Below are 21,001 nucleotides of genomic sequence, written 5' to 3' on the forward strand. Positions count from 1 at the left end.
TCGTTTTCTCCTTCCTTTTACAGGCGGACCGGCACATTACGGCCTGCCAGATATTCTTTGACTTCACGAATTTCCAGTTCTTTGTAGTGGAACAGGGATGCGGCGAGGGCTGCATCGGCTTTTCCTTCGGTTAAGGCATCATAAAAATGCTCCAGCGTTCCTGCGCCGCCGGATGCGATGACCGGGATGCCGACGCTCTCTGCGATCGTTCTTGTCAGCTCGATATCGTATCCCGCCTTTGTTCCGTCGCAGTCCATGCTGGTGAGCAGAATTTCTCCGGCTCCGAGGCTCTCGGCTTTTTTCGCCCACTCGACGGCGTCGATGCCGACATCGATCCGGCCGCCGTTTTTGTAGATATTCCAGCCGCTTCCGTCAGCTCTCTTCTTCGCATCGATCGCAACGACCACGCACTGGCTGCCAAATTTCTGCGCCGCATCGCCAATGAGCTGCGGATTGTTGATCGCGGAGGAATTAATCGAAATTTTATCGGCCCCCTCTCGGAGCAGCATCTTGAAATCGTCCACAGTGCGGATTCCTCCGCCGACAGTGAACGGAATAAAAACGTTTGCCGCTACCTTCCGCACCATATCGACAACGGTTCCTCTCTGGTCGGAGGAGGCTGTGATATCAAGGAACACAACTTCATCGGCTCCTGCCTTGTCGTACGCTTTTGCAATCTCCACCGGGTCTCCGGCATCTTTTAAATCGACGAAATTAACGCCTTTTACGACTCTTCCGTTTTTTACATCCAGGCATGGGATAATTCGTTTTGTAAACATCGCTTAGTCCTCCTCTCCAATTTCCGCAAAGTTTTTCAGAATGGCAAGTCCAAGATCTGAACTCTTTTCCGGGTGGAACTGGCAGGCGAACAGATTTCCTTTTTCCACGGATGCATGGATGTGTGTACTGTACTCTGTCGTTGCTTTTACAATTTCCTCCTCTTCTGCTTTCAGATAGTAGGAATGGACAAAGTAAACATATGATTCCTGTGGGATGCCCTTGAATAATCTTCCTTCCTTCTGTAAATGGAGGGAGTTCCATCCCATGTGTGGAATTTTTAAGCCCTCTTTATCCGGAATCCGGAGAATCTCTCCTTTTAACAATCCAAGTCCTGCGACACCCGGACTCTCTTCGCTGCGTTCAAACAGAACCTGAAGCCCGAGACAGATTCCAAGAAACGGAGTCCCTTTTTCTACGATTTCATGAATAACCGGCACCAGATGATAGCGGTTCAGATTTTCCATCGCATCTCCAAAGCTGCCGACACCCGGCAGAACGACGTGATCTGCGCGTTTTAACACGTCTGGATCCCTGGTCAGTACAACCTCTTTTCCAAGGCTTTGAAAGGCTTTTTCCACGCTTTTTATATTTCCGGCATCATAATCAATCAGTGCAATCATAGGTGGGTCCTCCTCGTTTGTTATTTCAGTCCACGCCCCCTGTCATTGGGGGCATCTCTGCTGTTCTTTTGCAAACAGTACACTTCATTCTAACATACCGTTTTCTAAAATTCAAATTTTGAAGGTTATAAAATTATACAAAAATACAGAAATTCTTAAGATTTCTATAGAGAACCCCGGAAAAGCTTTATTTATAGGCGTTTCCGGGGTTTTTCTCTGCTCCGTGGTAAGATTTTGGTAATAAATGGCGTTATTTCGTCTGCAAAAGGTCAAGTTTTTCCGCAACCTCGCTTTGCTTTGACGGGAACAGGTGCGCGTAAATGTTGAGCGTGGTAGAAACGTTCTCATGCCCCAGACGCTCCGAGATCAGCAGGACGGAGAAACCAAGCTCGATCAACAGGGACGCATGGGAATGGCGCAGGCCGTGCAAGCGAATAGGCTTTACACCTGCTTTCTTTGTGTGGGACCGAAAGGCATCTGTATAGCCGGAATGTGAGTAAGGGAAAATTCTTGCGTCTGCGTCCGGCTGGTATATTTTGTTGATGTATTCTTGAAGAGCCGCACAAAGGAATTTCGGTATCGTTATTGTTCGGTTTGCTTTTGGGGTCTTTGGCGTCGTTATCATCTCAACGCCATATTTTCTATGATACGTTTTCGAAATGGTAATAGTGCCCGCTTCGGTGTCGACGTCTGAAGCAGTGAGCGCTTGCAGCTCCCCGATTCTCATTCCGGTATAGTACAGGGTGAGATACGCCATCCGGAACGGATCAGCCGCGTCAAAGGTTGAAAGAAAACGGTCAAATTCTTCTTTCGTCCAGAAGTTCAGCTTCTTCTTGTGCTTTACGGGCGTATTGCCCACAACCTTACAAGGATTCACTGACAACCCATAAAAGCGCATAGCAAAATTAAACACGCCGGATAACTCGACAAAGAGATCATGCCTATATCCATCTGAGAGCGGCTTATTCTGGGCGCTGATGGCTGTTTTAAGGTACCCTTGCCAATTCCTCACATCAACCGGCATGATGGCATTGATGGGGCGATTTCCGAATACAGGGAGCAGCCAGGTATCAACCCGCATCTTATGCACTCGATAGGTTGCAAACTTTGTATTCTGCTCCTTGTCCTTCAGATACAGCTCAGAGAGCGTAGAAAACGGCATGTCTGGTTGTGCTGCCTGCCGCTGCAGAAAGTCCCGTTCCCATTCCTGTGCATCCTTCTTGCGCTCGAATCCGCGCTTTTTCTTCTGCTTTCTGGTTCCGGTCCAGTCGGTATAGTAGAAAATGCAATACCAGTTTTTTGTTTTATTGTCGTAATATGACGGCATAGAATCATTCCTTCCATTCTTGCCGGGGGCGGTGGCTTAAAAACGAAAGGGTGATTGTGCATTAAATGGGCGGTTCTGCTCCCGATCGGACGGTGAACCGTTCTTTTTTGGGGGTTCAAACGAACATATGTTAGATAAAATAGGGGGTGACCGTTTCGGACATCCTTTCCGGTTTCCTGCTTATCGAACATACGTTAGATGCTTTTGAGCTGTCAAAACGCTGAACGAGTCGTTCACCGTCTACAGGTGTCAAAATTTCGACGGTGTAAAACTGGGGTTTTCTGGAGCAGTTGGGTGCAAAGAACTTTACACCCTGCTGTTTTCTGCAGTCCTGCGGGGCTGTCAGTCATTTCTGGCTAAGAGCTTTTGGACAATTTTGTCTGAAAGTCGTTCATCTTCCCTTTTTTCCATTTCTGGAAGAAACCATTCGACATTGATGTCGAGACGCACGGGCGGTTTGTCCCATTTTGGGGAAGAACCTTAAAAGTGGGATATACTCAAAAATGAGTAAAACACGTTCCCATTTTGGGAAAGCGCCTGCTATTGCCTACTCAAAAATGAGCAACCAATCTTGCTTCCCATTTTTGGAAAGCGTCTGATTCCGGTATTGCCTGCTCAAAAATGAGCAACCAATATTGCTTTTCAACTTACTCAAAAATGAGCAGGTTGCAAGACTTATGCTCAAAAAAGAGCGAAAGTGGTTCACTCTTCCTACGGGACGACTCGACGATATATTGTCGTTGAGCTGCTCCCGTACTGTATGGAGCAGATGGGGTAACGCTTCGTGACTCCATGGGGCGACGTAAGGCGTACAATTTTGTACGGCTTCTATATGCTCAGTAACGAAACGTTATCGAGCTTAGGCGATCCCCTGTTTTGGGGGAGTGGTTAACCTGCGTACTCGTTGGTACGGTGGTCGTCGTGCCGGGGTGCGTCCTGCTCCACGCCGGTTCTTTGCTTTGAAAGGGTGTCGCGGTTTTCTACTCCCTTATTTGTTCCACTTTGAATCATCGTTCATGATATCAAGATCGTGTTGAATATCTTCCGGCGTTTGTTCCACATCGGTGCGGGCGTGTGCCGCCAGAAGCTCCTCTTCGTATCGGTGGGAGCAGTCGGGTGCTTTTGCGTTAATTGTGTTAGGAGGAGAGACAGCATTTTTTGAAAAACCATTGTCCAGTCTATACTCAGGAATCTTTGTCAATAATTCTAAGTGTTCTATAGCTTTAGCTTTCCCAGCGTCATTTAGTTGTTTATATAATGTGTTCCAATCTTGCATTAATTGCTCTGACTTATTTTCTAAAAGAAAATTCAATTTTTCTTCATCAAGATCTGTCATAAAAGCAATGGAAATATCACCGAATAGTGCTTCTGTAGGGATATTTAAAGCATGTGCAATTTTCTTTAAATTTTCTAATCGTGGTGCTCGTAAATTTCTTTCATACTGTTGAATTGTGATAGTTGCAAGTCCTGCTTTTTCAGCAAGTTCTTTTTGGGTTAAACCTGCTTTTTGACGCTCCAATTTTATATATATTCCTTCATGCATTATTCTACGACTCCTTTCGATTACAATATAACATAAAATCATAAAACATTCAATCGAATCTATAAAAACTCTTGACACATTCGATTGAATGCGATAAAGTATAGTAAAGCATTCATTCGAATGTGTCAAAAAAGGTGGTGAGATGATGAAAGCAAACCGAAACAAATTGGAGCTTGCAATGGCAAAAGCCTGCATGAGCACGGCGGAGCTGCAGAAAGCGGCAGAGATGCCACGCCCAACGCTTAACAATGTGATCAGCGGAAAGAGTGCCAAACCGGCAACTATTGGCCGCATCGCAAGAGCGCTTGGGGTTGATGTAACCGAAATTCTCGAAACTGAAAACTAAACCGAAGCGCCGGGGGCGGTGGCTTGAGGATGAAGGAGAAAAACATGAGATTCAACAGTAAAAAGTACAAGGAACTTATGGCAGCGCAGGAATTGACACCGGAAGACATCTGCAGAAAAACAGGACTGGACGAAAAGCCTTTTCAGCGGATCATGACAAACGGTTTTGCGTCTGAGGATGCAATGGAACGACTCGCCAGCGTGGCAGCCGTCCCGGTTGGTGAGCTGCTCCTTCCAGATATTTCCGGAAACATTGAAAACGCTATCGAATTTTTGAAAGACCAAGACACTTGCATGGTCACATTTTCACAGGGCCGGTATATCTCCAGAATAAAGAAGCTTGCAGAAACCCACCCGGAAGAATGCAAAATTTTGGCAATCAATAAACTTCCACATGAAGGGGAAACAATTTGTGCTCATATCCCAACGGCCTGGATAAAAATAAATCCCGGGCTGAACTTGACGGACGAGCAGAGAGACGAACGGCGCAGAAGATTCTGCGAAAATGTCGAATATTATCGGCACGAAAATAGTTGAAATTCGATTTAAACCGTTGCAAGGCACAATTTACCGCCTAAAGAATAAAACGCCCGTTTTCAAGTGAAATTATGGCGTTTTATGGAGCAGGAACAGAAAGAAGGTGAACAGGAATGAAAAAGCAGTTTATGACGGCCGCAGAGGTCGCAGAGACGATGGGCGTTTCCCTCGGTAAGGCCTACGAGCTGATCCGGGGCATGAACAAAGAGCTGCAGGACGCGGGCTATCTTACGGTGTCCGGCAAAGTTCCAATCAAGTTCTTTGAAAAGAAATACTTCGGCTTTGAAGCGGAGCCGGGAGCAGGTCAGAAGCAGGAGGTAACAGCACAATAATGGCAAGCAAAAACTTATATTGGTTTAAGCTGAAAAATACATATTTTAATCAGCTTGTACAAAAGAAAATGAAACGACAGAAAAACGGAAAAGATATGCAAATTATATATTTACGAATGCTTTTACTTAGCCTTGATAATCAAGGATACATTCATTATCAAGGTATCTATGATTCCATAGAAGAAGAGCTTGCCGAAGAATTTGATGAATCTACAGAACTTGTCAAAATAACGATAGAATTTCTTGTTTCCAACAATATGATTGTTCGTTCAAACGACAAAGATCAAGAGAGCTATTACATACCTGAAGCGATTGAAAACGTAGGAAAAGAATGTGATAGCGCTGAGCGTGTCAGGCAGTACAGAAATAGAAAAGCGTTACAATGTAACGGCGATGTAACGCAAGGTAACGCTTCGGTAACAACCTGTAACACAGATAAGATAAAAGATAAGAGTAAAGTAAGAGAAGATAAAGAGTTAGATAATACTCTTTATAATTCTCTTACTCTTAAAGAAGGGGAGACGCCACCGCCTCCTGCTGGCGCCGGCGGTGCATCTCCCTTTACTCTTATGGATTGCAGACAATGTGCAGATGAGGGTAAGGTAAACTTATCAGCAAATGGAATTGCAGCGTTTTACAGTCGGATGGAAAAAGACAACTGGAAGATCAAAGACGAACCAGTAGAAAACTTGTTAAAGGCAATGAGAGGATTTGCTAAAAATCACAAACGATATCAAAAAGAAGTTTCGAAACCTGAAACCAATGAAAATGCAGCAGATAAGGAAACACCAGAAACGAGCGAAACAGAAATACAACAGGAACCACAAGAAGAATATGAACCAACGGAAGAAGAATATACAAAGTGGCTTGAAGAAATGGGCTATGAAACAAGGGAGGAATAAAATTGTATTTACCAGATAAAAAAGTTTTATTGCGAAAAAAAATGATAGAAAGCATCGACCTGGTATTAGATCAATATGTATCTTCGAAATATGTTGATGAAATGCTTGAAAGCGATTGGAAAAATGATGGTGTAGAAGTTGTAAAACACATACCGGAATTTGTTCCAAAGTCTGCGTTTACACCGGCGCAAATTTGCTTTATGGAAAATGACCCGCTGTGGAAAGTGACTTTTCCGGAAAATCAGAAATTAAAGACGGATCCTTATCTTAAAAAATGTCAAAAATAAAAAACTCCTGTGTGCTGGACGAGAAAACACACAGGAGCCCCACTACTGGGAATTATGGAACGTAAAACATTATAGCACGGAACCGGCGGACAGGGCAAGCGGAACGTTGGGAGCAGGGCTGCTACTCGGCATCGCGCTGCATTCGCTGCCGGATGGCTTGCTTGATATAGCCGTTTACGGACTCTTCCGCCGCATCCGCCGCCGCTTTGATCTGCTCATACTCTTCTTTTTGGACATCGAGCGGGATGCGCTTTAATTTTGATTTTGCATACTGAATATCGTACTTTGCTTTATCTTCTTTGGTTGGCATAATGTCACCTTCTTTCTATGGGGTGGGAAAAACTAAATGTTCCTTCTCCACTTTACAGATAAAGTATAGCATAATTTCAATACTATGTACATAGTTAGAATCAACAAAAAAACTACGTACATTTTATATAAAACGTCAATAGACTTTCAACTATGTACGTAGTAAAATATAATCATCAAAGGAAAACAAAACAGCGAAGGGTGAAAACGATGGGGCGCAAGCGTACCGGAGACACCAACACAACACCGGGAAAGGATAAGAAGAGAATGAGACGGCCAAAAGCCTACGATAGCCTTAAAGCCTGCCGGGGCTGGGAAACCTTTGAAAGAGCAAAGAAAGGACGATACAGAGTATGAAGTACAACCTTAGAAAGATCATGTTGAAGGCCTGGAAGACCTTCCGGAAGACAAAAGGGATCAGCTTTGCAGAAGCACTGCATAGAGCATGGCTTTCAGCAAAAGCTGAGGAGATCAACGAGAAACGGATTGAGCAGAGCAAAGCGGCCGCAGGCATTGCCGAAGAGGTAAACACCTGGGCGGGCTGGAAACAGAAAGGCTTCGAGGTGCTGCACGGTGCAAAAGCGCTGTTCCACTGCTCCCTGATCTGGGGAAGTAAGGGCGACGGAGCCACATATAAGGCGAGCTTCTTTGGAGCGTCGCAGGTACATACAGTAACAGAATAATAAAAAACCCCTTACCGATGCTACCAACACCAGTAAGGGACAGTCGGATAGCTGCTATACTACCAACCTCAGAACAGTTTTTAGTATAGCAGGTTTTCGGCGGAAAGGCAAAGTGAAAAACGATGAATTTTTTAAAAACAGCAGGAAACCTTGATGATAAAATCGGTGAATTACAGTACGCAGCAGAAAAATGCAACTTCATGCTTGAAAATTTATGCAATACGTTCGGTCAGATTATGGACGATAACCAGAAAGCCAATAATTGGGATGCTGCAGGTGTGGCGGTAGATATTGCCCAGGATTATGCACGAAGAACGTTTGAAACGACAAAAGAAGCAAATAAACTGATTAATCAGCTCTTCAACGAAGCAAGAGAGATTGAAAGACCGACAGAAGGCGGCAACAATGATGCACCGCAGGTAACAGCAACACAAGCGGATCTCAAAAACAGCGTTGTAAAAATGCTTGATTATGCGGATGCAAGAAAGATGCGAAGCGTTTATGTGTTCACAAAGGCTCTTCTGGGTGATGATTTAAAATATCATAAACAGCCGCAGAACTGAAAAACGTAGCGAAACGCGACGGAAATCGGGAGCGGGTGCAGTCCTGCTCCCACAAGAAAAGTAGAGAGGTGGACAGAATGAAGATTTTAGATAGAGCGGCGCTTGTGATCGGTGCTGCAGGTATGTGGCTGTATATGGCCAGCGTGGAGCAGGACAGATGGAGCCGCGCGGTGCTGAGCGTTGCCATCGTGGTTCTTGCGTTTGTGCTCAAGAAGATCAGCGACCGCATCGCAGAATGCCGCGAGGAGCAGGAAGAACGAGAGGAAGAGCACCGAAACCGTGCTTTTACGGCGTGGATCCGCACCGGATCATTGAAAGGATGATTCAGGTTTTGCTGACTGAACGAATTGTTCTGTCAGGTGCGGCGCTGCCGGATCAGAAACATCTGCTCCACATACTCACATTTCTGACACCCTAAAAAGAGTATTTAGACATTTTAGACACCCTAAAAAGGGAATGTTACAAAGGTGACACCCTAAAAAGGGGTCATTGCTTCGGTGACACATTCAAAGGGGCGGACATTTTATGGGCATCCTTTGCGGGGCGTACCTGCGGGTACATGGCACAATCGTACGCAAAGTACACTTGTTGGTACGGATTTTGGATAAAACGCGACGAAATAGCGGCGGATGTCAACAAATGTCTACCTCCCTCCTGCTTTACAACCGTACCCGATAGTACGCTTGTTGCCCTTCTGGGGAAGGTGTTGGTGCACTGGATCCAGACGGCAGCCGTTGCGCCGGCGCAATTATTGAACACGGAAACGCGCACGAGGTTTTTGTGGACACGATATGCGCGTATATTGAAAATTGGCTTTTCGGGTTCTGCTGGGCTTTCCAGTCCTTCCGGAAACGGTGCTACCAACACCAGAACCGGACGACCGGAGCGGCCCTGCTCCATAGCATTCCCAAGAATGATACCAGTTCAACCTATTGGAGCTGCAGAGCCTTAGAAAGCCACGTTCTGGCCCTTATGGGAGCGGTACGCCAATACCAAAGCCGTACGGCCGGAAACCTGTCAAAACCCAACATTGCGCCGGTTATATAATATTTTCCAACTCTTCCTGAAATGGAACAGTTGAAAACGAAACGAATACGGCAAACGTTGCGAGCGAAAGCGAACGTTCGGAAACAATCAGAAAACCACGAATGCACAGAAATGCTCAGAGACGGAGCCGTAAATATTTGGGAAAACTTGAGGTTTTATAAGGTTTTTGCAACCGTGGAACTCTTCACGCTTGCACATGAAGTGAGCGGAAACGACAAGGGTTTACAAGGCTTATTGCGAGCGAAAATACTAGGAAATACTAGGATTTATTGCAACGTTGCGAAAGGAATATGCAAAAAGGAGTCAAACATGGTAAAGATTAAAATATCCTATGAGACATTGGACGAGCAGGAAGAGGTGCTGCGACTGCTCCACCCGGTAACTTCTTCGTGTAAGGTGGCAAAACGCCAGAATGGGGCATATAAGCGGGCATACGTAGAATTGGGGTATAGGGGGGCGCTGACAAATGCAGACCTGCACATATTATGAAAAATGTTAACAAATGTTAACGTTGAAAACTCATTATTGCGAGGAACTGGGGCAGGTGGTATAATGCAAACCAGCAAACAAAGTACCCCTGCAGGTTTCTTTCTTCCGCTTGTCCTGTGGGAAGCCACTTTTTGAGGGCGTGGGAATGGTAGAGAATGTCAGTACATGGCATTTTTTCAACTGCTCCCGCGCCCTTTTTGTTTGCCATCCCCCTTAAAGTGTGAGAAGCCCGTGGAATGATCCCCGCGGGCTTTTGGTATATTCAGAGTGTATGGAGGTTGCCGAAGCATGACAAATGAAATTCTTGTTGAACTGATCCGGGCGGGCGAGGACACCGCCGAGAATATGCAGAAGCTATGGGAGCAGAACCGGGGCATGATCTGGAAAATCGCACAGCAGTACCGGAATAAGGCCGAGATTGAAGATCTTATGCAGGAGGGCTTCATAGGCCTATGCAACGCCGTGGACGCATGGCAGCCAGATGCCGGGGCGTCTTTCCTGCATTATGCCGCGTTCTGGATCAAGCAGGGAATGCGGCGGTATATTGACGACTGCGGGTATACGGTGCGTATTCCGGTAGGCCAGCGGGAACGGATCGGGAAATATAACCGGATCTGTCAGCAGTACCGGGCAAAGCTGGGGCGTGATCCGCAGGATTGGGAAGCGGCGCGCCTGCTGGGTGTCAGTATGACGGTATTGGAGCAGACGAAAGCCGATCAGCACCGCACACAGATAGTAAGTCTTGATAAAACGGTAGGCGATGAAGAAGAGACAACCATTGCGGAGCTTGTACCGGCACCAGAAAACGGCTTTTCTGAGGTACTCGATAAAATACAGGGGGAGCAGCTCAAAGCGGTCATCTGGCCTATTGTTGACGCTCTGCCGGGCAAGCAAGGGCCTGTTATCCGGATGAGATACGAAAACGGTTATACACTGCGGCAGATCGGGGAGACGTTGGGAACCACGCCGGAATCTGTGCGCCAGACAGAGAACAAAGCGCTGCGGGAGCTTCGGCAACCCAGCCGACGGCGTTACCTGCTCCCATTCTTCGCTGATGATGACCGGATAAGGAACAGCGCCATGCAGGGAACTGGCGTGAACACGTTTAACTATACATGGACCAGCAGCACGGAGCGGGTCGCCCTGGATGCCTGGTAATGAGTTGGTAATAGAAAGTTGCAAAAATAGGAACAGAGAGCATCAAAAGACAAAAACGAAAGAAAAAGATAATGAAAAATAAAGGAATTACAGAGTGAAAAACAGCAATCTAATTCTTAAGATTTCTTTTACTCCCGCTCTTTTCTTTCTTTTTATACTGGACAAATGACGGGCATCACGCTACAATAAGAGCGTTGCACTAAGAAACGATAACACTTTGTAAAAAACGAGAGGTGTATATGATTACCAAATATCTGATTGTATTTTTGATTTCCATGGTTCCGCTCATCGAGCTGCGTGGTGCGATTCCGTACGCGGTAGCTTTCCATATTCCGACGCTTCCGGCCTATCTGATCGCCGTCATCGGAAATATGCTTCCGGTTCCGATTATTTTCCTGTTCGCTCGAAAGGTTCTTGTCTGGGGATGTGATAAAAAGTATATCGGAAAGTTCTTCACCTGGTGTCTGGAAAAAGGCGAAAAAGGCGGGGAAAAACTGAAAGCAAAAGCCGGCCGCGGACTTCCGCTCGCCCTGCTGCTCTTCGTCGGCATTCCGCTCCCGGGAACCGGCGCATGGACCGGCACACTGGCCGCAAGTATCCTCGATATGGACTTTAAGACCAGCGTTCTCGCCATCATGGGCGGTGTTCTCCTTGCAAGCGTCATCATGCTGCTTGCAAGTTCCGGCGTATTCGGGGCAATTGGGGCGCTTTTGGCGTAAACGGCTCTGCTTCCGTTTCAATTCCATAAAATTTGGCTTACAGCCGCACAGATTTGTTTTTCCGATCTGTGCGGCTGTTTTTGTATAACTTTTTTCTAACAGAAATTTTCCCTGCTGTTTCCTGTTCACGTTTTTCCGGATCGAATTCTGTTTCTTTTCTTCCAGTATTTTCTTGTACTATTTTCATTTTTCCTCTTGAACATTCGTTCGATTTGTGTTACACTTCTTTTATCGAACAGTTGTTCTTTTTATAAAATACCTGTTATCTTATTGTTTTACTTTTATTCGTATTCATTTGGACATAGAAAGGAATTTTTCTGCCATGCAGTTATCATCACAAACACTTTCTCTCTCCGAGAAGCTGAATCTTCTCGCTGACGCGGCCAAATACGACGTTGCGTGCACTTCCAGCGGTGTGAACCGTGCCGGAAAACAGGGACATCTCGGCAATTCGGTCTCCTGCGGTATCTGCCACAGCTTTTCTTCCGACGGACGCTGTATCTCTCTGTTGAAAATTCTGCAGAGCAACGACTGTATCTACGACTGTAAATACTGCGTCAACCGCGCCGGGAATGACCGGCAGCGCGCCACGTTTACACCGGAGGAGGTCTGTACACTCGTCACGGAATTTTATCGCCGAAACTATATTGAGGGACTCTTTTTAAGTTCCGCCGTCTGCAAAAATCCTGCCCATACGATGGAGCTCATGTACCGCACTCTGCATCTTTTACGTAATCGTTACCGCTTTAACGGCTACATCCACGTCAAAGCTATCCCGGGCGCACCCGCCGAGCTGATCGAAAAGACCGGCTATCTCGCCGACCGCATGAGCGTCAATCTGGAACTCCCGACCGGAGAAGGGCTGCAGAAACTGGCCCCGCAGAAGACACAGAAAGCGATTTTAAAACCCATGCGCCAGATCCAGTCCGGTATTGTAGATTACCGGCTGACCGCAGGGAAAAGCGCTTTTTTAGAGCGTTCCTCGGGAAACCGCTATCTCTCCCACTCCATTTTCGATACACGAAAGCAGATTTCCGCCTCCGCTGCCGATCTGGGCTGGATCTCTTCCTCCTCCGCGCGGTCACTGCCGGAAAAGGAACGCTCTGCTCCCTTCGTTCCTGCCGGCCAGAGCACGCAGATGATCATCGGTGCGACAAAGGAAAACGATTACCAGCTTCTCTCCACCTCACAGCTTCTCTACCAGCAGTATGACCTGAAGCGCGTCTTTTACTCCGCCTACATTCCGGTCAACGAGGATTCCGCCCTGCCCTCACGTGAAACCAAGCCGCCGCTTCTTCGGGAACACCGCCTTTATCAGGCAGACTGGCTGCTCCGCTTCTACGGTTTTCAGGCGGATGAACTGCTCGATGAAGCCCACCCGAACTTTCATGCACAGCTCGACCCGAAATGCGACTGGGCGCTGCGCCATATGGAGCTGTTTCCGGTGGAGATCAACACGGCTGAGTATGCCGACCTTCTGCGCGTTCCCGGCATCGGGCCGAAATCGGCCATGCGGATTGTAAAGAGCCGCAGAAGCTCCCATCTTTCATTTGATCATCTGAAAAAGATCGGTGTGGTGCTGAAACGCGCCAAATATTTTATCACCTGCGAGGGAAAAATGATGTATCACATGCGGCTGGAACAGCAGTTTCTGACCCGGCAGCTCACGGGAGAGGAAGCCGCCTCCAACTGGGAGGTTTCCCATCCGGAACAGTATCAGCAGCTTTCTCTGTTTGATGCTGCCGTACCTGGGCATATATAATCCCGGGCGTTCTTCTCACGGAAAAGCCTTTTTGCTGTATCTGCGCTTTTTGCAGAAGGCTGTTGTCTGTATCAATTGATTTCAGAAAGGATTTTATTATGACTGTTTACACCTGCAGCCCGGATCTTGCGTCGATCCTGACCTGCATCTATGAAGCCTGGAATTCCCGTCTCGGCTACCGCAATGTACGGCTGATGACGGAACCAGTCGGCAATCTGGAGCTGTTCTGCGATTACTGCCATGTTGAGCCGGACACAGAAAAAGCCGCCAGCGTCACGCGATCCATTCAAAAGAAGATCGGCGCAGCAGCCTGGCGGCTCGTCTATCTCTGTGCAATGTCCGAGAGAAGCGACGCTCCCGACATCATTTATCGTTTTCTGCTCTACGGCTTTTCCTATGGAAAGGATACCCTGCATATGCTGCAGGAACCGGCGGTATTCCACGCTTTTGAAGTTTCCCGTCAGGTCACAAATGAAGCGCATTCGTTCCGGGAATTTATCCGTTTTGCAAATATTTCCTCCGGTTTTCCGATCCTGGTCTCGCATATTTCCCCGAAAGCCAATGTGCTGACCCTGGTCGCTCCCCATTTTTCTGACCGGCTTCCCTCAGAAAACTGGATGATTCTCGATGATAACCGGCAGCTTGCCGTCGTGCATCCCGCTGACCGGCCCTTTTATCTGACCCGTCTTTCTCCGGATGAAATAGAACGCCTTTCCCTCACGGAATCCACTTCGGACCCTTACGAAGAACTCTGGAAAGGATTTTTCACCGCAATTGCCATCAAAGAGCGTTCCAATCCCGACTGTCAGCGTACGCATCTGCCGCTCCACTACCGGGATCATATGCCGGAATTTAAAAATTTTTAGAGTCTTAGAATTTTTCCAGCTGTTCCATGTTCAGCACAAACACAGTACAGCCTCCTGTCTGGGTATCAATCGGAACAGAGTAATTTCCGCCCGGGCAGAAGTTTCCGCTTTCCATCGGGGTGGCCGCATAGGTAACTGTTTTCCGAAGCCCTGCTTCCTGTTTTAAGATCGCAAGCACAGCGTCGAGCTTATGATCATCGGTTCCGATCAGCAGTGTTGTGTTCTTCTCCTTCAGGAAACCGCCGGTCGTGGCAAGCTCCGTCACAAAAAAGCCTTTTTTGTTCAACTCGGCAATGGTGTCTGCCTCGTCCTCTTTCCGTAATACAGCAACAATTAACTTCATACAAATTCCTCCTCGCATCCTCCGGTCAAACGGATTCTGATTTTTGAAAAGTCAGCTGCTTATGCCGTATGGCACATTGCATTTTTCTGTTTTCACAGTAAAAATAGCATAATGTCACGGAAAAAGAAAGTCTTTTTTTACTTTTTCACTTCAAATCCGTATGACACGGTTCCATTTTCGAATACCGCGTCCACTTCGTAGATGTAGCCGGCCTCGGCTCCCGGAATGCTCCAGCTCTCCGCATGCTCCACAGAAACGCTTTCTCCCTCCGGGTAACCATTGCCAAAGTTCTGCCCCCGGTCTTCGGCCGGCCATCTTTCTGCTGTGACAGAATCCGGCTCCTCCGAGAAGACAAGCTCCAGATCGGTTTTTCCTCCGTCATTTGCTGTATGCAGATCACTCAGTTCCGTCCATTCCAGAATGAACGCACTGTCCGCAACGACGTTCTGACCATTGCCGTCCTCATCAACATAAGACCAGGTATAACCTCCCTGTGTTGCCATAGCTGTCACCTGGGCATTTGGCTGTGTGTAGCACAGATTCAGAAACGGAATTTCCGATGGATCCTTTTCCGGCAGAATCTGGGAAAGTTCCTCATCGAATTTTTCTGCATCCGCCTCCGTACCGCCGCTGATTCTCATAATACGGCTGATACCCGGATATTGTCCCGGATAGGAGTTCAGCATAATACCGTCGCCCTCCACTTGAAGAAAATCTCCTTTTTTGATCTCGGACGGATCAATAGCATTTCCATTTTCATCGTAAAGTGTGTCGGACGGTGTATGTGTCACATAGATGTTTCCGTGTTCCAGATCTCCCAGGTACCATAACCCGGAATCTTCTGCAAGAAATACGGCTTTCTGTACTTCTTCTGCCCTATTGCTGTCCGCTGCAGTACTTGCTGTATCTGCATTCAGATTTCGGTCCCGTTCCGTTTTCATATAGATTCCGCCTCCAATCAGCACGGCGGCAACTACAACACCGGTCACTCCAAAAATAACTGCGTTTTCTTTTTTCATAAGCGTATTCTTCCTTTCCTGTTGTTTTCCCGTTTTTTTACACGACTTGTTTTATCTTTCTGCAAGACATGCAAGAAACGGTTCCCCGTACTTTTCAAATTTGCTCTCGCCGACACCAGAGACCGCCAGCATTTCCTCTTTGTTGGACGGTTTCTCCATCGCCATCTGGATCAGTGTTTTATCCGAGAAGATAATATACGGAGGCACTTTATGCTCCTTTGCAAGCTCCATCCGGAGTGCCCGCAGTTTTTCGAATACCGCGGCCTCCTCGTTGGAAAGATCCTTTGCCGCTGCCGAGGTTTTTGTCTTTGTCTTCTCTTTTGCGGCTTTCGGAATCCGTTTTTCTTCTTTTGCCATCTTCATCAGCATCGTGCCGTCCTCATCCAGCAGCTCCGCCGCTTTTGGCAGCAGGCGCACAATGCTGTATGTGTCGGCCGTTACATAGAGATATTCCCGGACCTGCAGTTCATTTAAGATCTGCCGCAGCCGGTAGACCGGCTCTTTTGCCAGTTCCCCGTAATGGGAGTTTTCATCCATGCGGTACTGGCGGATTTTCGCGGTATTCGCACCGTGCAGGGTATCGAGAATCACCGTCGTGCCGTAGCGCTGACGGCATTCCCGCACACAGCCAAGGATTGCCTTTGCCGCCGCTGTCACATCCACCGTTTCAAATTCCGAGAGGCAGTTGGAACAGTTTCCACAGTAATTGGAACCGTATTCCCCGAAATACCGCAGGATATAATCTCTGAGGCACTCATGGGTGAAACAGTAAAACGTCATTTTCTTCAGCCGTTCCTCCTCCCGCTGACGGATCAGCGCTGTCGTCTCGGGATCCTCACTCTCCTGCGCCATGTGTTCGATAAAAAACTGGTTTGTGATCACATCCTGTCCCGCATACAGCAGAATACATTCCGCCGGAAGGCCATCCCGTCCCGCACGGCCGGCCTCCTGGTAATAGCTTTCCATATTTTTCGGCATATTATAATGGATGACGTACCGCACATTCGATTTATCGATTCCCATACCAAAAGCGTTTGTCGCTACCATGATCTGCTTCCGGTCATAAATAAAATCTTCCTGGTTTTCCTTCCGTTCCAGGTCAGAGAGACCCGCATGGTATCTTGTGACAGAATATCCTTTCTGCTCGAGTTTCTCACAGACCTCCTCCACATTTTTTCTGGTCAGACAGTAAATAATTCCGCAATCCGCCTCGTGCTCTGCAAGGAATGATTCCACGGCTGCGAATTTATCTTTCGGCTGCTGTACCGTAAATTTCAGATTTTTCCGGTCAAAGCCTGTGACCAGACGTACCGGATCACGCAAAGACAGCAGTGCTTCGATATCATCCCGTACCTCTTTTGTTGCCGTTGCCGTAAAGGCACCGATCACCGGCCGTGCGGGAAGCTGCTCGACAAACTCTGTGATTTTCAGGTAGCTTGGGCGGAAATCCTGACCCCACTGGGAAATACAGTGTGCCTCATCAACACTAATCATCGAAATTTCCATCGACTGCACCGCGCACAAAAATTCCGGTGTCAGAAGGCGTTCCGGGGCGACATAAATAATCTTGTACCGGCCCTCCATGGCAAAGCCGAGTGCCTTCCGGTACTGCGCCGCACTTAAGGAGCTGTTCAGAAACGCAGCGTGAATCCCCGCCTGGTTCAGGGTCGATACCTGATCCTTCATCAGAGAAATCAACGGTGATACCACCAGGGTAATTCCTGGCAGCAGAAGCGCCGGAATCTGATAACACAGCGATTTTCCTGCTCCGGTCGGCATGATGCCGAGCACGTCCTGTCCGTTCAGAAGCGCATCCACCAGCATCTCCTGCCCCTCCCGGAAGGAATCGTAACCGAAGTACTTTTTTAAAACCTCATATTTTGTCATCTTGTTTTTCTCTGCCCTTTCCATCCACTCTACCTCCATTGTGACATAGATTGCAGGTAAAGTCAAACAGATGTGTGCCGCATGTTTTCTTTCATCCATACATATATTGTCTCAAAAAGTCCTGGAGGGGGATTTTATGCGTTCTCTTTCACCCCTTTCCCGCCGGATCCTGAAAAAAGCCGGTATCGCCGCCGCTTTTTTCTGCTCCGCTTTTCTTTTTGGCTCTGTTCTGTCCCACTTTACCTGCCGTGCGCTCCGAAAGGCAGCCCCAGTTTTTCTCTCTGCTGCGTCGGAGACACCTGTTTCTTCCGTTTCGATGCCCGTCCTCTCCTCTGCTGCCGAAAACTGGGGGCTCTCCTTCCCGGAAAAAGGGAAGACTCCCGTCGGCAATGCTACATCCGAAGAGCTTGCCGCCTACAACGCCTGGTTTGCCGCTTCACCGGAAGAAAACATCATCTATCTGACGTTTGACTGCGGCTATGAAAACGGCAACACCCCGGCGATCCTTGACGCACTCCAGAAGCATCAGGCACCCGCGGCTTTCTTTGTTGTCGGCAATTTTCTCTCCGACCAGCCGGATCTTGTCAAACGCATGGCGGCAGAAGGCCATATCGTCGGAAACCACACCTGGTCGCACCCGGATATGTCCAAAATTTCCACGCAGGAAGCCTTCTCCGAAGAGCTGAACCGTGTTTCCGCTCTTTACCAGGAAACCACCAGCCAGGAAATGGTGAAATTTTACCGGCCTCCGCAGGGAAAATACAGCACGCAGAACCTGCAGATGGCAAAAGATCTCGGCTATCAGACTTTTTTCTGGAGTCTTGCCTATGTAGACTGGTACCAGGATCAGCAGCCGACCCACGAGGAGGCTTTCAAAAAGTTGACCGGACGCATTCATCCCGGTGCCATCGTCCTGCTTCATAATACCTCATCCACCAACGCGGAGATTCTCGATGAGCTGCTGACGAAATGGGAAGAAATGGGATATTCTTTCGGCTCTCTCGATCAGCTCGCATCGAAATCTGCCTGAGGACCGGAAATACGGTTTCTCATGTATTTCTATCTTTCTTTTGTTCTGCTTTTTTTATCCTGCTTTCAAACCGGAATGCCTCCTCTTTTACTTCCTTCCAGAGCCGCAGCACACAGAGCAGGTTCGGCACCGCCATGCAGGCATTGGCAAGCTCCGCAAAATTCCAGACCGTTTCTGCCATGCAGACGCACCCGGCAAACGCTGCAAAACAGAAGAAAACACGGTAAACCATTCCGAAGCTATCCTTTTTCACCAGCCAGAGAAACGCCTGCTCCCCCTGGTATGCCCAGCCGGCCATCGTTGCAAATGCGAACAGCAGAATCCCGACCGCGACAACATAGCCTCCCGCCGGTCCGAACACACTTTCAAAGGCCTGAATTACCATCGCCGCTCCATCCGCTTTTTCCGCCTCCAGTATCCCCTCTGCCGCCCCGGTCACTCCAACGGCAAGGCCGGTCACAAGACAGATCACCATGGTATCAACGAACACACCTGTCATGCTGATGTACCCCTGCCGCACGGGATCGTCGGTCTGTGCCGCCGCAGCACTGATTCCGCCTGCTCCAAGCCCTGCTTCATTCGAAAACACACCGCGGGAAATTCCATACCGCAAGGCCGGCGGCAGCAGGGAAATTCCCGCACCCACCGCTCCTCCCGATACCGCCCGGAAAGAAAACGCGTCCCGTACTATCGCAAGCAGTGTCCGCGGAAGCTCTCCGGCGTGCAGACCGATTACCATTCCTGCCCCGCCCAGATAAAAGAGTGCCATTCCCGGTACCAGCACCTCCGCCGCTTTTGCAATGGAACGCAGTCCGCCTGTCACCACGAGCAGAAGAAGAATCGTCAGCACCAACGCGCTTTTTTCTCTTGCCACGCCAAACGTATCCTGCATCGCCAGCGCAATCGAGTTTGCCTGCGTCATATTGCCCATTCCGAGAGATACCAGCACGGTGCTTCCGGCAAAAAACACAGCCAGCATCTTCGCCAGCCGCTCCCCCGGAAATGCTCTGGTCAGCGTCACCATCGGACCGCCGCAGTATGTTCCGTCTTTTCTTTGCATCCGGTACTGCACCGAGAGAAAACTCTCAGAAAATTTCAAAGCAAGTCCCACAAACGCCGCCAGCATCATCCATCCCAGTGCTCCTGGTCCTCCAAGCGCCATTGCGGAGGCAACCCCCACGATATTGCCCGTCCCGATTTCCGCCGCAAGTTCCGTCATCAGCGATGCGAACGGCGAAACTCCTGCTTCTGTTTTCTCCCCGCTGTATCTCGCCTCACGGCCGAATGCTGTACGAAGCGCAAAGAACAACCGTCGAATGGGTAGCGCGCGAAGCTGGATGGTCAGAAAAATGCCTGTCCCAAGCAGCAGAAAAAGAAGCGGCGGTCCCCAGGCGGCTGCATTCACCGCTTTTAGAAATGCATTGATTTTTTCAAGCGTGGCCATATCCATTCCTCCCTGTACAAAGTTCCAAAGGAAAGCAGTTCCCGTCCCTCCATTGTTAAACGGTTTTCTGTCCATGCATCGCAATGTTTTCTCTGCACTTTATGCAGCACCGCACAAAAAAAGAACCCGACAGCAGCCTTACGGCCCGTCCGGTTCTTTCGATCTTCATCTTATTTTGTTGTATTCCGCTTCCGCCCGTTTTTCAGGACTCCTGCTCCTTTAAATCATCCGCCACGAGAACACCCGCTTTGAAGCCCATCAGCATCATCTCGAGCATTTCTGCATCGTAATTGCGGTATTTCAGGTAATAAAACAGCGAATCGAGATAATTCAGAAAGCCTTTTTTCGTCTCCGGACTTAAAATCACCCGTTTTCCGTCGCCCATCAGATATTTGGCAATCCGGGAAAAGACGAACTTTTCGTTCAGAAATGCCATCGCATCCGATGTCTCATCCTCCACCAGGATCTGGATCGGTTTTCTCCGCAGCAGCCAGTAGGTCTCATAGGAGATCACTTTCAATGAATTGATATGCTTTGCCTGATGAAAATGTTTCAGGCGGGAAATATCCGTGAAATAGTCCAGCACTGCATGGCTCAACAGCGACTCGCTGATCTGGATTTTCTCGCGGATGCCGAGACTCTTGGCAAATTCCTCGATTTCTTCGTAAAAAACAGCGTAACGGCTCTGGATTACTTCCTCGGAAAATTCTTCCAGAAGTCCGTCGTAGTTTGTGTATATTTTTTCTATTGTATTCATTTTTCCTCCCCGGGCAGATTCAGGATTTCATAGCAGAGTTTCGTCCGGACAAAGTCGGTATATTCGGTCATCTCGCGTTTTTCCATTGTTCCGTAGCGGATCGGCGAGGTATTTCCCATCAGATGTTTTCGGATTTTTCCGGCTTTGACTGCCGCCATCATATTCTCCGCAGAGTCCTCTGCTGCATGAGAGAAGCCCATGCGGCCCGTGTTTCTTCCATCCATTTTTTATCCTTTCCCATGTCTGAAAAGC

At 48.3% G+C, this 21,001-nt stretch carries 25 protein-coding genes; 14 read left to right on the forward strand and 11 right to left on the reverse strand.

Going from position 1 to position 21,001, the window contains the following annotated elements:
- Positions 1 to 17: 17 nt before the first annotated feature.
- From hisF to DXD02_RS15365, 4 genes are all read right to left on the reverse strand, one after another.
- Positions 18 to 779, reverse strand: coding sequence for an imidazole glycerol phosphate synthase subunit HisF (gene hisF / locus DXD02_RS04375; protein ID WP_117804392.1), 762 nt, complete (start codon positions 777 to 779; stop codon positions 18 to 20).
- Positions 780 to 782: 3 nt separating this feature from the next.
- Positions 783 to 1,400, reverse strand: coding sequence for an imidazole glycerol phosphate synthase subunit HisH (gene hisH, locus DXD02_RS04380; RefSeq protein WP_117804391.1), 618 nt, complete (start codon positions 1,398 to 1,400; stop codon positions 783 to 785).
- Positions 1,401 to 1,650: 250 nt separating this feature from the next.
- Positions 1,651 to 2,727 carry a site-specific integrase gene (locus DXD02_RS04385; RefSeq protein WP_118666441.1) on the reverse strand — a complete coding sequence of 359 codons (1,077 nt, stop codon included), beginning with the start codon at positions 2,725 to 2,727 and terminating at the stop codon, positions 1,651 to 1,653.
- Between the two features lie 988 nt (positions 2,728 to 3,715).
- Positions 3,716 to 4,270 (reverse strand): helix-turn-helix domain-containing protein, encoded by a 555-nt coding sequence (locus tag DXD02_RS15365; protein WP_158580106.1) that lies wholly within the window; start codon positions 4,268 to 4,270, stop codon positions 3,716 to 3,718.
- A gap of 142 nt (positions 4,271 to 4,412) precedes the next feature.
- Here DXD02_RS15365 and DXD02_RS04395 point away from each other — a divergent pair, with 142 nt between their 5' ends.
- From DXD02_RS04395 to DXD02_RS04415, 5 genes are all read left to right on the forward strand, one after another.
- Positions 4,413 to 4,616, forward strand: coding sequence for a helix-turn-helix domain-containing protein (locus DXD02_RS04395; RefSeq protein WP_118666442.1), 204 nt, complete (start codon positions 4,413 to 4,415; stop codon positions 4,614 to 4,616).
- Between the two features lie 29 nt (positions 4,617 to 4,645).
- The gene (locus DXD02_RS15720; protein ID WP_243106368.1) at positions 4,646 to 5,152 is read left to right on the forward strand and encodes a hypothetical protein; all 507 of its coding nucleotides are present in this window, start codon (positions 4,646 to 4,648) and stop codon (positions 5,150 to 5,152) included.
- A 113-nt stretch (positions 5,153 to 5,265) separates the two neighbouring features.
- Positions 5,266 to 5,484, forward strand: coding sequence for an ICEBs1 excisionase (locus DXD02_RS04405; RefSeq protein ID WP_118666443.1), 219 nt, complete (start codon positions 5,266 to 5,268; stop codon positions 5,482 to 5,484).
- Positions 5,484 to 6,386: a phage replisome organizer N-terminal domain-containing protein gene (locus DXD02_RS04410; RefSeq protein ID WP_118666444.1), complete on the forward strand. Its 903-nt coding sequence runs from the start codon at positions 5,484 to 5,486 to the stop codon at positions 6,384 to 6,386. The genes DXD02_RS04405 and DXD02_RS04410 overlap by 1 nt, the downstream gene beginning before the upstream one ends.
- A gap of 2 nt (positions 6,387 to 6,388) precedes the next feature.
- Positions 6,389 to 6,673 carry a hypothetical protein gene (locus DXD02_RS04415; protein WP_118666445.1) on the forward strand — a complete coding sequence of 95 codons (285 nt, stop codon included), beginning with the start codon at positions 6,389 to 6,391 and terminating at the stop codon, positions 6,671 to 6,673.
- Between the two features lie 121 nt (positions 6,674 to 6,794).
- On the opposite strand, the gene DXD02_RS04420 is transcribed toward DXD02_RS04415, so the two are convergent.
- A complete protein-coding gene (locus tag DXD02_RS04420; RefSeq protein ID WP_118666446.1) occupies positions 6,795 to 6,983 on the reverse strand; it encodes a hypothetical protein in 189 nt (62 codons plus the stop codon).
- Positions 6,984 to 7,335: 352 nt separating this feature from the next.
- Between DXD02_RS04420 and DXD02_RS04425 the strand changes: the two genes are divergently transcribed.
- The 8 genes from DXD02_RS04425 (at position 7,336) to DXD02_RS04470 (ending at position 14,269) form a co-directional block, all read left to right on the forward strand.
- Positions 7,336 to 7,665: a hypothetical protein gene (locus DXD02_RS04425; RefSeq protein ID WP_118666447.1), complete on the forward strand. Its 330-nt coding sequence runs from the start codon at positions 7,336 to 7,338 to the stop codon at positions 7,663 to 7,665.
- A 122-nt stretch (positions 7,666 to 7,787) separates the two neighbouring features.
- Entirely contained in the window at positions 7,788 to 8,228 is a 441-nt protein-coding gene (locus DXD02_RS04430; RefSeq protein WP_118666448.1) for a hypothetical protein, read from the forward strand.
- A gap of 77 nt (positions 8,229 to 8,305) precedes the next feature.
- A complete protein-coding gene (locus DXD02_RS04435; protein WP_118666449.1) occupies positions 8,306 to 8,551 on the forward strand; it encodes a hypothetical protein in 246 nt (81 codons plus the stop codon).
- A gap of 1,033 nt (positions 8,552 to 9,584) precedes the next feature.
- Complete coding sequence (locus DXD02_RS15370; protein WP_158581236.1) at positions 9,585 to 9,764, forward strand: hypothetical protein; 180 nt, start codon at positions 9,585 to 9,587, stop codon at positions 9,762 to 9,764.
- A gap of 288 nt (positions 9,765 to 10,052) precedes the next feature.
- The gene (locus DXD02_RS04455) at positions 10,053 to 10,922 is read left to right on the forward strand and encodes a sigma-70 family RNA polymerase sigma factor (protein ID WP_118666453.1); all 870 of its coding nucleotides are present in this window, start codon (positions 10,053 to 10,055) and stop codon (positions 10,920 to 10,922) included.
- Between the two features lie 239 nt (positions 10,923 to 11,161).
- Positions 11,162 to 11,641 (forward strand): COG2426 family protein, encoded by a 480-nt coding sequence (locus DXD02_RS04460; protein WP_117804390.1) that lies wholly within the window; start codon positions 11,162 to 11,164, stop codon positions 11,639 to 11,641.
- A 322-nt stretch (positions 11,642 to 11,963) separates the two neighbouring features.
- Complete coding sequence (locus DXD02_RS04465; RefSeq protein ID WP_117509203.1) at positions 11,964 to 13,403, forward strand: putative DNA modification/repair radical SAM protein; 1,440 nt, start codon at positions 11,964 to 11,966, stop codon at positions 13,401 to 13,403.
- 98 nt (positions 13,404 to 13,501) lie between these two features.
- Positions 13,502 to 14,269: a TIGR03915 family putative DNA repair protein gene (locus DXD02_RS04470; protein ID WP_117509204.1), complete on the forward strand. Its 768-nt coding sequence runs from the start codon at positions 13,502 to 13,504 to the stop codon at positions 14,267 to 14,269.
- Positions 14,270 to 14,273: 4 nt separating this feature from the next.
- On the opposite strand, the gene DXD02_RS04475 is transcribed toward DXD02_RS04470, so the two are convergent.
- From DXD02_RS04475 to recQ, 3 genes are all read right to left on the reverse strand, one after another.
- On the reverse strand, positions 14,274 to 14,612 hold the full coding sequence (locus DXD02_RS04475; RefSeq protein ID WP_055227503.1) for a cyclic-di-AMP receptor: 339 nt from the start codon (positions 14,610 to 14,612) through the stop codon (positions 14,274 to 14,276).
- Positions 14,613 to 14,749: 137 nt separating this feature from the next.
- The gene (locus DXD02_RS04480; protein ID WP_118666454.1) at positions 14,750 to 15,631 is read right to left on the reverse strand and encodes a hypothetical protein; all 882 of its coding nucleotides are present in this window, start codon (positions 15,629 to 15,631) and stop codon (positions 14,750 to 14,752) included.
- A gap of 51 nt (positions 15,632 to 15,682) precedes the next feature.
- On the reverse strand, positions 15,683 to 17,518 hold the full coding sequence (recQ, locus tag DXD02_RS04485; protein ID WP_118666492.1) for a DNA helicase RecQ: 1,836 nt from the start codon (positions 17,516 to 17,518) through the stop codon (positions 15,683 to 15,685).
- 136 nt (positions 17,519 to 17,654) lie between these two features.
- On the opposite strand from recQ, the gene DXD02_RS04490 reads away from it, so the two are divergent.
- Positions 17,655 to 18,548, forward strand: coding sequence for a polysaccharide deacetylase family protein (locus DXD02_RS04490; RefSeq protein WP_243108194.1), 894 nt, complete (start codon positions 17,655 to 17,657; stop codon positions 18,546 to 18,548).
- A 19-nt stretch (positions 18,549 to 18,567) separates the two neighbouring features.
- On the opposite strand, the gene DXD02_RS04495 is transcribed toward DXD02_RS04490, so the two are convergent.
- From DXD02_RS04495 to DXD02_RS04505, 3 genes are all read right to left on the reverse strand, one after another.
- Positions 18,568 to 19,992 carry an alanine/glycine:cation symporter family protein gene (locus tag DXD02_RS04495; protein WP_158580105.1) on the reverse strand — a complete coding sequence of 475 codons (1,425 nt, stop codon included), beginning with the start codon at positions 19,990 to 19,992 and terminating at the stop codon, positions 18,568 to 18,570.
- 202 nt (positions 19,993 to 20,194) lie between these two features.
- Positions 20,195 to 20,749 (reverse strand): hypothetical protein, encoded by a 555-nt coding sequence (locus DXD02_RS04500; protein ID WP_022461914.1) that lies wholly within the window; start codon positions 20,747 to 20,749, stop codon positions 20,195 to 20,197.
- Positions 20,746 to 20,973: a hypothetical protein gene (locus tag DXD02_RS04505; protein ID WP_055227506.1), complete on the reverse strand. Its 228-nt coding sequence runs from the start codon at positions 20,971 to 20,973 to the stop codon at positions 20,746 to 20,748. Before DXD02_RS04505 ends, DXD02_RS04500 begins: the two co-directional genes overlap by 4 nt.
- Positions 20,974 to 21,001: the final 28 nt, after the last annotated feature.

The organism is Blautia sp. TF10-30 (assembly GCF_003481245.1).
GTDB lineage: Bacteria > Bacillota > Clostridia > Lachnospirales > Lachnospiraceae > Fusicatenibacter > Fusicatenibacter saccharivorans.

Bases quoted from the DNA above. Each gene is read 5' to 3' on its own strand.
- hisF (WP_117804392.1), bottom strand. From the start codon at position 779: ATGTTTACAAAACGAATTATCCCATGCCTGGATGTAAAAAACGGAAGA.
- hisH (WP_117804391.1), bottom strand. From the start codon at position 1,400: ATGATTGCACTGATTGATTATGATGCCGGAAATATAAAAAGCGTGGAA.
- DXD02_RS04385 (WP_118666441.1), bottom strand. From the start codon at position 2,727: ATGCCGTCATATTACGACAATAAAACAAAAAACTGGTATTGCATTTTC.
- DXD02_RS15365 (WP_158580106.1), bottom strand. From the start codon at position 4,270: ATGCATGAAGGAATATATATAAAATTGGAGCGTCAAAAAGCAGGTTTA.
- DXD02_RS04395 (WP_118666442.1), top strand. From the start codon at position 4,413: ATGATGAAAGCAAACCGAAACAAATTGGAGCTTGCAATGGCAAAAGCC.
- DXD02_RS15720 (WP_243106368.1), top strand. From the start codon at position 4,646: ATGAAGGAGAAAAACATGAGATTCAACAGTAAAAAGTACAAGGAACTT.
- DXD02_RS04405 (WP_118666443.1), top strand. From the start codon at position 5,266: ATGAAAAAGCAGTTTATGACGGCCGCAGAGGTCGCAGAGACGATGGGC.
- DXD02_RS04410 (WP_118666444.1), top strand. From the start codon at position 5,484: ATGGCAAGCAAAAACTTATATTGGTTTAAGCTGAAAAATACATATTTT.
- DXD02_RS04420 (WP_118666446.1), bottom strand. From the start codon at position 6,983: ATGCCAACCAAAGAAGATAAAGCAAAGTACGATATTCAGTATGCAAAA.
- DXD02_RS04425 (WP_118666447.1), top strand. From the start codon at position 7,336: ATGAAGTACAACCTTAGAAAGATCATGTTGAAGGCCTGGAAGACCTTC.
- DXD02_RS04430 (WP_118666448.1), top strand. From the start codon at position 7,788: ATGAATTTTTTAAAAACAGCAGGAAACCTTGATGATAAAATCGGTGAA.
- DXD02_RS04435 (WP_118666449.1), top strand. From the start codon at position 8,306: ATGAAGATTTTAGATAGAGCGGCGCTTGTGATCGGTGCTGCAGGTATG.
- DXD02_RS15370 (WP_158581236.1), top strand. From the start codon at position 9,585: ATGGTAAAGATTAAAATATCCTATGAGACATTGGACGAGCAGGAAGAG.
- DXD02_RS04455 (WP_118666453.1), top strand. From the start codon at position 10,053: ATGACAAATGAAATTCTTGTTGAACTGATCCGGGCGGGCGAGGACACC.
- DXD02_RS04460 (WP_117804390.1), top strand. From the start codon at position 11,162: ATGATTACCAAATATCTGATTGTATTTTTGATTTCCATGGTTCCGCTC.
- DXD02_RS04465 (WP_117509203.1), top strand. From the start codon at position 11,964: ATGCAGTTATCATCACAAACACTTTCTCTCTCCGAGAAGCTGAATCTT.
- DXD02_RS04470 (WP_117509204.1), top strand. From the start codon at position 13,502: ATGACTGTTTACACCTGCAGCCCGGATCTTGCGTCGATCCTGACCTGC.
- DXD02_RS04475 (WP_055227503.1), bottom strand. From the start codon at position 14,612: ATGAAGTTAATTGTTGCTGTATTACGGAAAGAGGACGAGGCAGACACC.
- DXD02_RS04480 (WP_118666454.1), bottom strand. From the start codon at position 15,631: ATGAAAAAAGAAAACGCAGTTATTTTTGGAGTGACCGGTGTTGTAGTT.
- recQ (WP_118666492.1), bottom strand. From the start codon at position 17,518: ATGACAAAATATGAGGTTTTAAAAAAGTACTTCGGTTACGATTCCTTC.
- DXD02_RS04490 (WP_243108194.1), top strand. From the start codon at position 17,655: ATGCGTTCTCTTTCACCCCTTTCCCGCCGGATCCTGAAAAAAGCCGGT.
- DXD02_RS04495 (WP_158580105.1), bottom strand. From the start codon at position 19,992: ATGGCCACGCTTGAAAAAATCAATGCATTTCTAAAAGCGGTGAATGCA.
- DXD02_RS04500 (WP_022461914.1), bottom strand. From the start codon at position 20,749: ATGAATACAATAGAAAAAATATACACAAACTACGACGGACTTCTGGAA.
- DXD02_RS04505 (WP_055227506.1), bottom strand. From the start codon at position 20,973: ATGGATGGAAGAAACACGGGCCGCATGGGCTTCTCTCATGCAGCAGAG.